Here is a 13778-nt window from a genome sequence, read left to right on the forward strand (position 1 = left end):
TGACCTTATCGAATGGCTCGAAAACAGCGACTCTGGGCGCATCACACATTGCTGGCCGGTCGTCGAGACGCCGGGTTAGCTAAAGAGGAGCATAGCGATGAGCATGGAATTTTATACGCTGGGCAATAGCGGATTGAAGGTAACACGGCTCGCCCTTGGCACCATGACCTTCGGAACGGAATGGGGTTGGGGGGCAGACAAGGAGACGGCACGGGCGATCTTCAATGGCTATGTCGATGCCGGCGGCAATTTCTTCGACACGGCCGATGCCTATACGGGCGGAACGTCTGAGGCTTGGCTCGGTGAGTTCATCGCCGAGCGTGGCTCTCGCGACGACGCCGTCATCGCAACCAAGTTCACCATGAATCTTACCGCCCAAACGCCGAATGCTGCCGGCAATGGCCGTAAGAATATCCTGCGGGCCGTCGAAGGGTCGTTGAAACGGCTCAACACGGATTACCTCGATCTCTATCTCATGCATTGCTGGGATCGCCTGACGCCGCCCGAGGAGGTGATGCGAACCTTCGATGACCTCGTCCGCTCCGGCAAGGTGCGGCATGTCGGCTTGTCCGATGTTCCGGCATGGTACGCCAGCAGAGCCCAGGCGGTCGCCGAACATCGCGGCTACGAGCCGATCTCCGCACTTCAGCTCGAATATTCGCTGGTCGAACGCAACATCGAAAATGAATTCGTGCCGTTCGGAACGCGTTACGGCGCCGGCATCATGGCCTGGAGCCCGCTTGCGAGCGGTCTGCTGAGTGGCAAATATCGGCCGAGCAGTGAGGGGCAGACCGCCGGCCGGCTCGAAACCGTGCGTGGTACGACCAATCCAGGCTTCCAGAAATTCAACGAGCGCAACTGGGCGATCGTAGCCGAGCTGGAGAAGGTGGCGACCGAGCTCGGCCGCAGCATGGCGCAGGTGGCCGTCAATTGGGCGATGACCCAACCTGGCCTTGCCTCGATCATCATCGGTGCCACGAAACTGGAACAGTTAAAGGACAATCTTGGTGCCCTTGAGTTCACGATACCGAACGAACTACGGCGGCGCCTGAACGAGGTCAGCGCCCTGCAGGCGACTTTCCCCTATTCCTTCTTCGGGTCCGAGATCCAGGGCAGCCTGACGGGCGGCCAGACGGTCGGCGGCAAGCCGGCAGGTTACTATCCCGATCTGAATATTTCGGGGAAGTTTGCGGGTGTCAGCTGACGGCCTCGCGAAAGACGCAGCGTGCCGGTAGGCGCCGGCGCGTTGCCATGAAATGTTGCGGAGTGCCTTGTTTCCTCCCGGTTCTGCTGCTAGGGAGCCGGCCGTGGCTTTGAAGAGCCATGAAATCCGGTCGCAGCCCACCCGGTCAAAACAAGGGATCATATATTATGAAGACTATCGTCATCTGCTCCGGCGGATTGGACTCTGTTTCGCTCGCCCATAAGGTCGCGGCCGAACATCACCTTATCGGACTCGTCTCCTTCGACTACGGCCAGCGACATCGCAAGGAGCTGGAATTCGCCAGCGCCTGCGCCAAGCGTCTCAGTGTGCCGCATGAGATCATCGACATCACCGCCATCGGCAAGCATTTGACCGGATCGGCTCTGACGGATGATGTCGAGGTGCCGGACGGGCACTATGCCGAGGAAACCATGAAGGCGACGGTCGTGCCGAACCGCAATGCGATCATGCTGGCGATCGCCTTCGGGCTTGCGGCTGCGCAAAAGGCAGACGCTGTTGCCGTCGCGGTTCATGGCGGCGATCATTTTATCTATCCCGACTGTCGCCCGGGTTTCATCGACGCCTTCCAGCAGATGCAGAATCATGCGCTCGACGGCTATGCTAGCGTTTCGCTCTACGCGCCCTATGTGACGATTTCCAAGGCGGATATCGTTGCCGACGGTGCCCGGCATGAAACCCCCTTTGCCGAAACCTGGTCCTGCTACAAGGGCGGCGAGCACCATTGCGGGCGCTGCGGCACCTGTGTGGAACGGCGCGAAGCCTTTCATCTCGCCGGCATTGCTGATCCGACCGAATACGAGGATGCCGATTTCTGGATTGCTGCGACATCGGGCTTTTCGACCGAAGAGGTGAAGTGATGTATCGCATCACCAAGGAATTCCATTTCTCCGCCTCGCATCAACTCTCGCATCTGCCCGGTGATCATCAGTGCGCGCGCATGCACGGGCATAATTACATCGTCGTGGTGGAGCTTTCGGCCGCCGAGCTCGATCAGAACGGCTTCGTGCGGGACTATCATGAGCTACAGCCGTTAAAGCGTTATATCGATGAAACCTTCGATCATCGTCATCTAAACGATGTCTTCGGACACGATCGCGTCACATCCGAATATCTCGCCAAGCATTTCTACGACTGGTGCAAGGAACGATTGCCGGAAGCATCCGCTGTGCGGGTCAGCGAGACGCCGAAGACCTGGGCGGAATACCGGCCATGAGCGAAGCGCGCATTCGCGTCAGCGAGATCTTCGGGCCGACGATCCAGGGCGAGGGGATCCTGATCGGCCTTCCGACGATTTTCGTTCGCACCGGCGGCTGCGACTATCGCTGTTCCTGGTGCGATACGCTGCATGCCGTCGACAGCGATTATCGCGATCAATGGCGGCCAATGTCGGCCGATGAAATCTGGCAGGAGGTGACGAAGCTTTCCGGCGGCAAGCCGCTCACCATCTCGCTCTCCGGCGGCAATCCCGCGATTCAACCGCTTGGCCCGCTGATTGCGCGCGGTCGTGCGGAGGGATATCGCTTCGCGCTGGAGACTCAAGGGAGCCTGGCCAAGGAGTGGTTTGCCGAACTCGATGTGCTGGTGCTCAGCCCGAAGCCACCTTCGAGTGGCATGACGACGGACTGGACCGCCTTCGACGACTGTCTGCGCATGGCAGGCGACGGACCGCAAATCGCTTTGAAGATCGTCATATTCGACGATCTCGATTATCAATATGCGCAGGAAGCGGCCGCTCGCTATCCTCAACTGCCTGTCTATCTGCAACCCGGCAATCACACGCCGCCGCCAGCCGATGCGGAAGACGCGCTTGTCGATATCGACGGCATCGTCGAACGGATGCGCTGGCTCGTGGAAAAGGTCGGCAATGACCGATGGTTCGAGGCAAGGGTGCTGCCGCAATTGCACGTGATCATATGGGGAAACAGGCGCGGCGTTTGAGCAATTGCAATCGGGCCATAGTATGCCTGCGCCATCCGTCAACGTCCGAATTCGCATTTGGGGGCCGAAGCCGGCAAAGCGGCAATCGACCCTATGTCATGATTTTTTGTCGTGATCGTCGTTGTCGCCGGTCTTTGCCGTCGCCGGTTTGAGTTCGGCATCGAAAATCCCGGCAAGCGTCTTCAGGATCTGAAGGACGCCCGGATGATCGCAGGTATAATATCTGAACTGCGCCTGGCGGCGCACTTTCACGATACCGGAATGATGCAGGCGGGTCAGGTGCTGGCTGAGCGCCGATTGCGATATTCCCAGCTTCTTGGCCAGGCTGTTCACATCTTCCTCATGGCCGGATAAATGAATACAGACCTCCAGGCGCTTGGGATTGGAGAGCTGGCTGAGAAGATCTGCATGATAGATGAGACGCTCGTCTTCTGTGGACTGATCTGAGTACATCGCGCGGCCGATCGTTGGTGTTACATTATAGAGCCCCCAGCATCGCGAGCTATAAACGCAAAAGTTGCAAAATTATGGCCTAAATTATTGCAAAAACCTTGCGCGTTCGCTGAGCAAACGGCCCTCCCACGAAGGCTGATCGCAATTGATCAACCCTTCCTCAGCCGACAACTAGGGTCCTATTGTATTTTGGGAATATGTCTCTCCGTTCGATTTGCAATGAATCTGTAACAAAATTGAACGAACTGCCTTGTTTTTGTCCGGCTTTTGACATCGCACTGCTAATTAAGCGGTCTATCTTCTGCGCTAGCGAACAGGAGGTAACCATGACCCAAAGGGACTTGACGATCGCCGAAGTTCTTAAAGATCCGCTGATCCGCCAGGTCATGCGCGCAGATCGCATATCCGTCACCCGGATGGCGGATCTGCTGCAAGATGCTGCGCGCAGGCAAGAACGCGCCTTGTCGGCCGATCTTGCATCGATTGCACATGTGACGGCACGTTCCGTACCGCAAGCCGACTTGCGTTGATATCCCATTATCTGACAGCGACAATCGCCGGATAATCCTGGCAATTGTCGTTGCAGCATTTCCGTTTATAAACCTTCTACCGGTGTTGACGCAGCCCAAGATCGCTGGCTTTTCCTAAGCCTCGATAGGCTGTCCCTGTTGCTGCGCCGCTCTACGGATCGCTTCGCAATGCGGTCCTACCTGGCGTTAAATTGCGCCGCTTCGGTTGAGCGAGATCGAATAGACGCTGGTCGTCGCAGTCATGAACAGCTTGTGCTTGCCGCGGCCGCCGAAGCAGAGGTTGGAGACCGTTTCCGGCACCAGGATCTTGCCCATGAGATGGCCGTCGGGGGCGATGCAATGCACGCCGTCGGCCGCTGACGACCAGAGATTGCCATCGCTATCAAGGCGCATGCCATCGGCGCAGCCCGGTGAAATCGCATGAAATACCTCTCCGCCGGACAGCTGCCAGTTTTCACCGACATTGAAGACCCGGATATGCTGCGGATCGTTACCATGCATACGACCGGTATCGGCCACATAAAGCTTCGTCTCGTCCGGACTGAAGGCAAGCCCGTTCGGGCAGTTGAAATCCGTCAGGACGGCCTGCATGGAGCCGTCGGGATCGACGCGATAGACATTGCAGGGCAGCTCCTGCTCACTCCTGTATCCTTCATAATCCGTCGCAATGCCGTAGTGCGGATCGGTGAACCAGATGGCGCCATCAGAGGCGACGATCACGTCGTTGGGTGAATTCAGGCGTTTGCCCTGATAGTGGTCGGCGACAACCGTGATCGAGCCGTCATATTCGGTCCGCGTGACGCGTCTGCCCCCGTGCTCGCAGCTCACAAGCCGGCCCTGCCGATCGCGCGTATGGCCGTTCGAAAAGTTCGACGGTTCGCGAAAGACGCTAGCGCCGAGCCCCGGTATCCAGCGCATGATGCGGTTGTTGGGAATATCCGAAAAGAGCAGGCAGTTCAGATCTCCGAACCAGACAGGGCCTTCCACCCAGTCGAAACCGGTGGCGATCTGCTTGACGGGAGCATTGCCAAGAACGAATTTCCCGAAAGCGGGGTCGATGATTTCGAAGAACGACATTGTGACAATACCTCCCATAATGTTAGATCGCAGATTGATCTGTTATCGATAACATATCCCAATGAGTCCGCAATGAGGAGGATAGTGCATGAGCCACGTTTTGACGTCGAGCGTCTTGAGTGACGAAGGGGTGATGACCTTGTTGAACGCCGCCATTTCAGCGGCGACCGCGATGGGCCAGCCGCAATGCATCGTCATCGTCGATCAATCCGGCGTGACGCTCGGCTGCTTCCGCATGCGCGGTTCGCGTTTTCAGTCGCTGAAAAGCGCCACTGCCAAGGCCCAGACGGCTGCTTCGATTGGCGGCGCCAGCCATTCGCTGCCGGAACATGCGCGCGTGCCGCTGGCAATCGCGACCCATGGCGGTATGACGGGTTTGCGCGGGGGCTTGCCAATCCGTGTCGGCGGCACGCTTGTCGGCGGTATCGGTGTCGGTTCGGGGTCCGGCGAGCAAGATGAGCAAATTGCCCGCGCCGCGCTCAAAGCGATCGGCGCCGATCTTGATTGAACGAACGGTCGCGAAATCCATCTTCGCTTTCGATCGAGTGGATTTCGCGCCGCGTCCGTTCAGCTGAAGGCGATCTGCGCCTTCATGGCCCGGCTTCGATCCGAAGCGATCTCGAAGGCGCCGATCGCGTCGGCAAGCGGTACCGTGTGGGTAATGAGCGGCCGTACATCGATGAGGCGCTTGCGCATCAGATCGACGCCGACGGCAAACTCCTCGTGAAAGCGGAAAGAGCCGCGCAATTCCAGTTCCTTGGCCGTAATCGCCAACATCGGCAAGCTCATGTCGCCGCCGATACCAAGCTGGACGATGATCCCTCGCGGTCTCAGCGCGGCAATGCCGCCGGCGAGGGCAGCAGCAGCGCCCGAGCATTCGTAGAGCACATCGAAAGTGCCCTTGTCGGCGGAATAGGCGGCAAGCGCTTCGGGCTCGTCCTTCGTATTGATGACCCTGTCTGCACCCGCTTGCCTGGCAAGCGACAAGGTGAAATCCGAAAGATCAGTTGCCACGATCTCGACAGCACCGGCGCGGCGTGCGGCCAGGATCGAGAGAACGCCGATCGGGCCGCAGCCAGTGACGAGAACGCGTTTGCCGAGAAGCTCGCCCGCACGGCGCGTGGCATGCAAGGTCACGGCCAAGGGTTCCGCCATGGCCGCTTCACCCGGCGTCAAGCCATCGGCCGGCACGCATTGGATGGCATCGGCGACGAGCGTCTCGCGGAACGCACCCTGGATGTGCGGGAAGGGCATGGCGCTGCCATAGAAGCGCATGTTGAGGCATTGATTGGGTAATCCCTGCAGGCAGTAGCGGCAGGTCCGGCAGGGGCGCGAGGGGGAGACGGCAACGAGCTGACCGATCTCGAGATCTTGCACGCCGGAGCCGAGCGCGATGACGGTCGCGCTGACTTCATGCCCAAGGATCATCGGTTCTTTCAGGCGCACAGTGCCGAAGCCGCCGTGATGGTAGTAATGCAGGTCGCTGCCGCAGACGCCGCCAGTTGCGAGTTTCAGCTTCACTTCTCCCGCACCCGGTTCTTCCTCGGGATAATCCTCGATCCGCACATCCTTGGCGGCGTGGGCGATGATGGCCTTCATGTCTTCCTCCTCAAAGAACGGGTGTCGGCAGCGTCTGGCCGGCGAAATGAGCGGCGAGATTGTCGCGAACCAGCTGACCCATGGCCTTGCGCGTCTCAACCGTGCCGGAGGCATGGTGGGGCTGCAGCAGCACATTGTCGAGTGTCAGGAAGCGCGGATTGAGCTTTGGCTCGCCTTCGAAGACGTCAAGGGCTGCCGATCCGAGCCTGCCGGTTTGCAACGCGTCGAGTAGGGCGTCTTCGTCTATATTGGACGCGCGGGAGATGTTGATCAACATGCCTTCCGGGCCGAGCGCCTCGATCACTTTACGACCGACGATATGACGTGTCGCGGCGGAAGCGGCGAGCGTGACGAACAGGAAATCTGATTCTGTCGCGAGCTCGACGGGATCGGCGACAAAGGTCATGTCTGATGCGTAAGATTTCGCCTCGACGTCCGAATAGGCAATCTGCATATCGAAGCCCTTTAGGCGCTTGGCGACCTCGAAACCGATGCGGCCGAGGCCGAGCACGCCGGCACGCCGTCCCCAGACGCGGCGTTTGAGGGGATAAAGCCCCTTCTCGGCCCAGCTGCCGTCACGCACCCACGTTTCGGCACCGATCATGCCGCGCGACAGGCAGAGCATCATCGCGATTCCCAAATCCGCGACATCATTGGTCAGGACGTCGGGCGTGTTGGTGACGCGGATGCCGCGCTCGCGGCAGGCTTGCAAATCAACGGCATCGAAGCCCACGCCATAGACCGAAATGATCTCCAGTTTGGAGCAGGCCTCGATCATGGCGCGGTTGGCACCGAGTTCGCCGCGTGTCGCAATACCCCTGATCGATGGTCCGACCTCGGCGAGCAATTTGTCCTTGTCGGCAGCCTCGAAATAGCGATGAACCTGAAACGCTGCGTCGAGCGGCTCTTGATCCCATTGCGGGTAGGGGCCAATCTGCAGGATCGGTGGCTTGTTCATCTTATGCATCCTCCCTTGACATCAAATGTTATCGATAACATAAACGGGGGAGGCGACCAATGTCGAGATAAAAAACGGAGGAAACGATGTCTCTCGGTCTTTTCGATCTGAAAGGGCGGCGCGCCCTGGTGACGGGTTCTTCCCAAGGTATCGGGCTTGCGCTCGCCACCGGCTTGGCGGATGCCGGCGCCGAGTTGGTGCTCAACGGGCGCGACAAGGAAAAGCTTGTCAAGGCGGCTGAGGGCTTTGCGGGCAAGGTGCATGTGCTGCCATTCGATGCCACCGATCATGACGCCTCGCGTCAGGCCGTCGATGCCTTCGAGGCGGATATCGGCGCGATCGATATTCTCGTCAACAATGCCGGCATGCAGTTTCGCACGCCGCTGGAGGATTTTCCCGCCGATGCCTTCGAGCGGCTGCTGCGGACGAACATCTCGAGCGTCTTCAATGTCGGCCAGGCGGTCGCCCGTCACATGATCAAGCGCGGCGCCGGAAAGATCATCAACATCGCAAGCGTGCAGACGGCGCTCGCGCGGCCGTCGATTGCCCCATACACGGCAACCAAGGGTGCCGTCGGCAATCTCACCAAGGGCATGGCGACGGATTGGGCGAAGTACGGGCTGCAATGCAACGCCATCGCGCCAGGCTATTTCGACACGCCGTTGAACGCAGCTCTCGTTGCCGATGCCGATTTCTCGGCGTGGCTGGAAAAGCGTACGCCGGCCGGCCGGTGGGGTCGTGTCGATGAATTGGTCGGCGCCTGCATCTTCCTTGCTTCCGATGCCTCCTCGTTCGTCAACGGTCATGTGCTCTATGTCGACGGCGGCATCACGGCTTCGCTTTGATGGCGCTTTGCCGCGCCGCTTCGTCATCATGGGTGTCAGCGGCTGTGGGAAGTCGTCGGTCGGGTCGGCGCTGGCCGCTCGCCTTGGAGGCATCTATGTCGATGGGGATGATCTTCATCCCGCGGCCAACGTCGCCAAGATGAGCGCCGGCATTCCCCTGACGGATGCCGATCGATGGCCCTGGCTCGACAAGATCGGTCGGTGCCTGACCTTGGCGGATGAAACGGCATTGATCGGATGTTCGGCACTGAAGCGCATCTATCGTGACCGGATCCGCGAGGTGGTCGGAGCGCCGGTTTCGTTCATCCATCTGGCCGGTTCAAGGGAAACGATCCTGAGGCGTCTGCAGGCAAGGCGGGATCACTTCATGCCGCCGGCTTTGCTCGACAGTCAATTTGCCGCGCTCGAGCTGCCGGGCACCGACGAGCAGGCGATCACCGTCGATATCGATCAGCCGCTGGATCAAGTCGTAGCGGCCATCATCATTGCATTGGAGGAGACGTAATCATGAGCAACAAGGTGGCGCTGATCGGCGCCGGCGCTATGGGCGGAGCGATCGGCGCCCGCCTAGTGGAGACCGGCAATCAGCTGACGGTTTTCGATCTCGACAAGGAGAAGGTTGCGGTGCTGACCGCAAAAGGCGCTACGGCAGCCCCGAGTGCAGCGGCAGCAGCTGCCGTTTCTGATTTTATCGTCCTCAGTCTCAATTCGCCGAAGATCGTCCATGCCGCTGTTTTCGGACCCGAAGGTGTTGCCGCGGGTGCAAGAGCGGGCACGCTGATCATCGACATGTCGTCGATCGATCCCGATGCCACCAAGGCACTTGCTACTCAAGCGGCAGAAAAGGGGCTGCGCTGGGTGGATAGCCCACTATCCGGCGGAGCACCGAAGGCCCTGATCGGGCAGTTGACGCTGATGGCCGGTGGCAGCGAGCAGGACGTCGCGGATGCGCATCAGGTCCTGCGCCATGTGGCCTCGAACTATACGCATATGGGTCCTGTCGGTGCTGGCCAGACCACGAAGCTCATCAATCAGGTTCTTTGCGCGTTGAACTTCCTTGCGGTCGCGGAAGCGACGCAACTGGCGCTCGATGCCGGCGTCGATGCCGCGAAAATCCCGCAGGCGCTGAAGGGCGGGCGGGCCGACAGCGCCATTCTGCAGGAATATATGCCGCGCTACGTCGCCAGGGATTATCGCCGCACCGGCCGGATCGACAACATGGTCAAGGATCTGAACGGCGCTCAGGATCTGGCCCGCCGAACCAATACCGCCATGCCGCTGACGGCGGTCTGCGCCGAGATACACCGCATGCTGACGGCTTCCGGGCTTGGCGGTGAGGATCAGGCGGCACTGATGGAATTCTTCAAAGGGCCGAACAAGGAGATCGCCGGATGATTACCCGATACGCATTATTCGAAGGCAAAGTCAGGGATGGGGAAGCAGAGGCATTCCGAACGGCCGTCATGGAAACCATTCTTCCGAAGTGGAAACAGTTTCCCGGCGCTCTCGATGTGCGGGTTACCTTTGCCGAGGCGCGCGACGAAGGCGCCCCGGAGTTCCCGATGATTTTGGCCGTCAACTATCCGGACATGGCCGCCGTGGAGAAGGCTCTTGCAAGCCCGGTGCGCACCGAGGCGCGTGCGGCGACGGAAGCCGTCCTCTCGCGCTTTTTCGAAGGACGCATCCATCATCATGTGACGCTGGCGCATGAGTTTGAGCTTTAGACCGCCATCGCAGGACGCTTTCCCAGGTGCCGCGCCGGTGGCGTCTTGCGCGCATGGCGGGATAGCTGAATGGGCCTCTTGCTATTCTGGGAAGAGGCATATTACTCTGATGGTAACGATAACATAGGCCATTGATGAGTAACGATCGCAAAACGCCAACGATGGCGGACATAGCCCGCGTCATGGGAGTTTCTCCGATGACGGTGTCGCGCGCCTTCAAGGCCGATAGCCTGGTCAGCCCGGAGACGCGCGAGGCGATCCTGCGAACGGCGGAGGAGCTGGGCTACGTCTTCGATAGCACGGCTTCCAACCTGCGTTCGCAAAAGTCCGGCTTTGTCGCCGTCACCATTCCTTCCATCAACAATGCCAACTTCGCCGATACGGTCGGTGGCCTCTCGGACACCTTGTCCAAGCGGGACATGCAGATCCTGCTCGGCTATACGAACTACGATGTCGAAGAGGAGGAGCGGCTAATCGAGCAGCTGCTGCGCCGCAAGCCGCAGGCAATCGTCGTGACCGGCGGCACGCATACGGAGCGAGCGCGTAAACTCCTGCAGACCGTGGCAATCCCGGTGATCGAGACCTGGGATATGCCGGCCGATCCGATCGGCCACTATGTCGGTTTTTCCAACAGAGCCGTCATACGCGATATGGTCGATCATTTCGTCGCGCTCGGCTGTCGCCGCATCGCCTTCATCGGTGGTGACGTTCAGCGGGATTCACGCGGCAGCGAACGCAGGCTCGGCTTCATTGCTGCCATGCAGGCGCATGGGCTCGACGCCACCAGGCTGATCGCGGCTGGATCGCCGCCGATTTCTATGCGGGAAGGCGCCAATGCCATGGCGAAGCTGATCGAACTCTATCCCGATACGGAAGCTGTCGTCTGCGTCTCGGACCTTGCCGCCTACGGCGCTCTCACCGAATGTCGGCGGCTCGGGATTCCGGTGCCCGAGCGCTTTTCCATCGGTGGCTTTGGCAATTATGAGATCGGCGAGGTCTGCGTGCCGACATTGACGACGATCAACGCCTTTGCGCGTGAGATCGGCGAGCGGACTGCACAATTGATCCTGGATATTCTCGATGGCACGCAGCCGGTTCCCGATGTCAGGATATTGCCTGAACTGATTGCGCGCGATAGCAGCCGTCGAGCTTAGTCTTGTTAGCGAATTAAGTGGCCGGGCCTTTAGGCCAGGCCACTTCCCGTTACTGGGATCACTTACCCCAAATCTTCTTATACTCGTCCTTATAGCCGTTATCCGGATCGAAGGTGTTCTTCGGGCCGCCATCGGACTGGATATTGTCAGCCGTCACGACGTGCAGCGGCGAGAGATAGCCAGACCATTTCTCGCCGGCGAAAGCGCGATTGAGTTCATCGACCAATTGCCAGCCCTGGAGATTAAGTGGTTCGGCTACGGTGACCTTCTGGAACTGGCCGGCGCGGATGCGCTCATAGGCCGATTGCGAGCCGTCGCCGGCAGCGACATTGATGGGCGCATCGGTGCCGCCCTTGCCGGCGGAGGCAAGCGAAGGGCCCATGAAGTCGAAATAAAGGTCGTTGATAGCAAGCGAATGGGTCCAGCTGTCTCCGTATTTCTGCAGCAGCGAGGTGGTCAGCTGCGGCATGCGCTGCGACGTCTCGGCGATTGGGGTGTCGACATATTCGAGCACCTTGCCGCCCAGCCTTTCGATCTCCTGCTTCATCTTGTCCGCCTTGGCGATGGCAATCGCATAGGTGGAGTCGGTGAAGATAATGACGCCCGGCTTGCCCTTGGCATCGACGAAGGCCCAGTCGGAAGCCGCCTTCGAGACTTCCATGGCGTCGGTGCTGACATTGGCGAAGAGACCGTTCTTGTCGTCCGGGCCGATCACCGGACCGGCATGCCAGGCGACCAGCGGGATCTTGGCGGCCTTCGCCTGTTCCAGTGCCGGCGCCTGCTCGACGGCGTCGAAGCCATCGATGATGATGCCGGCAGGCTGCAGTGCTATCGCCTGACCGAAAGCGGCCGTGCGGCCGCCGATGGAACCAGCGCCATCAAGAACCTTCACCTCCCAGCCGATCGCCTTTGCTGCTTCCTCGACACCGTTGCTGACGCCGAGAATGCCGCCGTTCTTCAGGTCGCCAGCGAGCACGACGATGGTTTTGCCGGCCTGCGCCTTCGGCCCCGTGGTCGGTCCGTCCCATTTGGTGACCGGCGTGGCATATTTCTCGACGACAGCCTTCGCATCCGCCAATGGATCGGCATAGGCCTGCCCGGCACATAGCACCAGGGCAGCGGTTGTTACCTGCAGGAATTGTCTACGGTTCATGTCTTCTCCTCCCTTTGGACATTCGAACTTCAGATGATCTTCATTTCTCCGCCGGCTTGGCGGAAAGTTGCGGTGCCTGGGCCGGTGCCATGCGCCCTGCATGGCTGCGGCGGCGTTGCGCGTAACCGGCAATGCCGATGGCAACGAGCAGGGTCACGCCGTTGAACAGAGGCTCGACATAGAAGGAGCCGCCGAATTGCTGGATACCGGCAATGCCGACCGCCAGGATGATGACGCCGATCATCGTGCCCCAGACGTTGACGCGGCCCGGCTTGATGGTGGTTGATCCGAGGAATGCGCCGACCAGCGCGGGCAAAAGATATTCAAGCCCGACGCTTGCCTGACCGATACGCAGCTTGGACGCCAGCAGGACACCCGCGATGGCGGCAAGGGTGCCCGAGGTGACGAAGGCGCCGATGACGAAGCGGCGGACGGGGATGCCGTTGAGCGCAGCCGCCTTCGGATTGGCGCCGATCGCATAGATGTAACGGCCGATCGGCAGATATTCGAGGACGATCCACATGACGAAGGCAAGCGCCAGAACATAGATGCCGGTGATCGGCAGTCCGAAGACCATCGTACCGTTCAGTGCATAAAACCCCTGCGGCAGCATGCCCACAACCTGCCGGCCGCCCGTATGCCAGAGCGCGATGGCATAGAGGACTGTGCCCGTGCCGAGCGTCGCGATGAAGCTGTCGATCTTGGCGATCTCCACGAGAAGACCGTTCAGGAAGCCGGTGAGCGCACCAAGCGCGATGACGATCAGGACGGCAACCGGCCAGGGCAGGCCGAACATTGTCTGCAGGCTGATCGCCAACACATGCCAGAGTACGATGCCATAGCCGATCGTCAGGTCGATGCGCCCTGCCGCCATCGGGATCATCGCTGCCAGTGACAGGATGGCGATGATCGTCTTGTCGGAAATGATCGAACGCAGGTTGAGCATCGTCGGGAAGGTCTGCGGCAGCAGAATGGAGAAAAGCAGGATCAGGAAGACCGTCAGGATGACGAGGCCGTAGACGGGCAGCAGACGCTGGATCTTCTGGCCGAAGCTCATGGCCGAAAGCTCGGCGCGGGTCGGCTCGAGCGCGTTGGATTCGATCGATTGCATGGTGTTCTCCT

General features: G+C 60.0%; 17 protein-coding genes. 11 read left to right on the forward strand and 6 right to left on the reverse strand.

From position 1 onward, the window contains the following. Positions 1–97 precede the first annotated feature (97 nt). The 4 genes from PH562_RS19950 to queE all read left to right on the forward strand — a co-directional run bounded on the left by PH562_RS19950 (position 98) and on the right by queE (position 3163). Positions 98–1204 carry an aldo/keto reductase gene (locus PH562_RS19950; RefSeq protein WP_285175148.1) on the forward strand — a complete coding sequence of 369 codons (1107 nt, stop codon included), beginning with the start codon at positions 98–100 and terminating at the stop codon, positions 1202–1204. Positions 1205–1371: 167 nt separating this feature from the next. Continuing rightward, a complete protein-coding gene (gene queC / locus PH562_RS19955; protein WP_285175151.1) occupies positions 1372–2082 on the forward strand; it encodes a 7-cyano-7-deazaguanine synthase QueC in 711 nt (236 codons plus the stop codon). Continuing rightward, a complete protein-coding gene (gene queD, locus PH562_RS19960; protein ID WP_285175154.1) occupies positions 2082–2438 on the forward strand; it encodes a 6-carboxytetrahydropterin synthase QueD in 357 nt (118 codons plus the stop codon). Before queC ends, queD begins: the two co-directional genes overlap by 1 nt. Continuing rightward, complete coding sequence (queE, locus tag PH562_RS19965) at positions 2435–3163, forward strand: 7-carboxy-7-deazaguanine synthase QueE (RefSeq protein ID WP_285175159.1); 729 nt, start codon at positions 2435–2437, stop codon at positions 3161–3163. Before queD ends, queE begins: the two co-directional genes overlap by 4 nt. A 96-nt stretch (positions 3164–3259) precedes the next feature. On the opposite strand, the gene nrcR is transcribed toward queE, so the two are convergent. Further along, positions 3260–3616, reverse strand: coding sequence for a transcriptional regulator NrcR (gene nrcR / locus PH562_RS19970; protein WP_113233225.1), 357 nt, complete (start codon positions 3614–3616; stop codon positions 3260–3262). A 326-nt stretch (positions 3617–3942) separates the two neighbouring features. On the opposite strand from nrcR, the gene PH562_RS19975 reads away from it, so the two are divergent. Further along, positions 3943–4146: a hypothetical protein gene (locus PH562_RS19975; RefSeq protein WP_113233226.1), complete on the forward strand. Its 204-nt coding sequence runs from the start codon at positions 3943–3945 to the stop codon at positions 4144–4146. 186 nt (positions 4147–4332) lie between these two features. On the opposite strand, the gene PH562_RS19980 is transcribed toward PH562_RS19975, so the two are convergent. Further along, positions 4333–5223: an SMP-30/gluconolactonase/LRE family protein gene (locus PH562_RS19980; RefSeq protein ID WP_285175164.1), complete on the reverse strand. Its 891-nt coding sequence runs from the start codon at positions 5221–5223 to the stop codon at positions 4333–4335. An 88-nt stretch (positions 5224–5311) separates the two neighbouring features. On the opposite strand from PH562_RS19980, the gene PH562_RS19985 reads away from it, so the two are divergent. After that, positions 5312–5731, forward strand: coding sequence for a GlcG/HbpS family heme-binding protein (locus PH562_RS19985; RefSeq protein ID WP_285175166.1), 420 nt, complete (start codon positions 5312–5314; stop codon positions 5729–5731). A gap of 59 nt (positions 5732–5790) precedes the next feature. Here the strand turns inward: PH562_RS19985 and PH562_RS19990 are convergent, their stop codons facing one another. Beyond that, the gene (locus tag PH562_RS19990) at positions 5791–6822 is read right to left on the reverse strand and encodes an L-idonate 5-dehydrogenase (RefSeq protein ID WP_285175169.1); all 1032 of its coding nucleotides are present in this window, start codon (positions 6820–6822) and stop codon (positions 5791–5793) included. 10 nt (positions 6823–6832) lie between these two features. Continuing rightward, on the reverse strand, positions 6833–7780 hold the full coding sequence (locus PH562_RS19995; protein WP_113233230.1) for a 2-hydroxyacid dehydrogenase: 948 nt from the start codon (positions 7778–7780) through the stop codon (positions 6833–6835). Between the two features lie 86 nt (positions 7781–7866). Between PH562_RS19995 and PH562_RS20000 the strand changes: the two genes are divergently transcribed. From PH562_RS20000 to PH562_RS20020, 5 genes are all read left to right on the forward strand, one after another. Beyond that, a complete protein-coding gene (locus PH562_RS20000) occupies positions 7867–8625 on the forward strand; it encodes an SDR family oxidoreductase (RefSeq protein ID WP_285175173.1) in 759 nt (252 codons plus the stop codon). Further along, a complete protein-coding gene (locus tag PH562_RS20005; RefSeq protein ID WP_285175176.1) occupies positions 8594–9130 on the forward strand; it encodes a gluconokinase in 537 nt (178 codons plus the stop codon). Before PH562_RS20000 ends, PH562_RS20005 begins: the two co-directional genes overlap by 32 nt. A gap of 2 nt (positions 9131–9132) precedes the next feature. Next, positions 9133–10020, forward strand: a complete 888-nt coding sequence (locus PH562_RS20010; RefSeq protein ID WP_285175178.1) for an NAD(P)-dependent oxidoreductase — start codon at positions 9133–9135, stop codon at positions 10018–10020. Then, a complete protein-coding gene (locus PH562_RS20015) occupies positions 10017–10349 on the forward strand; it encodes a hypothetical protein (protein WP_113233234.1) in 333 nt (110 codons plus the stop codon). The genes PH562_RS20010 and PH562_RS20015 overlap by 4 nt, the downstream gene beginning before the upstream one ends. 134 nt (positions 10350–10483) lie before the next feature. After that, complete coding sequence (locus PH562_RS20020; RefSeq protein ID WP_285175182.1) at positions 10484–11503, forward strand: LacI family DNA-binding transcriptional regulator; 1020 nt, start codon at positions 10484–10486, stop codon at positions 11501–11503. A gap of 58 nt (positions 11504–11561) precedes the next feature. Here PH562_RS20020 and PH562_RS20025 read toward each other — a convergent pair whose 3' ends face one another. Both PH562_RS20025 and PH562_RS20030 read right to left on the reverse strand, forming a co-directional pair. Further along, the gene (locus PH562_RS20025; RefSeq protein WP_285175183.1) at positions 11562–12656 is read right to left on the reverse strand and encodes an ABC transporter substrate-binding protein; all 1095 of its coding nucleotides are present in this window, start codon (positions 12654–12656) and stop codon (positions 11562–11564) included. 40 nt (positions 12657–12696) lie between these two features. After that, positions 12697–13767, reverse strand: coding sequence for an ABC transporter permease (locus PH562_RS20030; protein WP_075855867.1), 1071 nt, complete (start codon positions 13765–13767; stop codon positions 12697–12699). Positions 13768–13778: the final 11 nt, after the last annotated feature.

Origin of the sequence: Rhizobium centroccidentale, from assembly GCF_030182565.1 — a bacterium.
Taxonomy (GTDB): Bacteria; Pseudomonadota; Alphaproteobacteria; order Rhizobiales; family Rhizobiaceae; genus Rhizobium.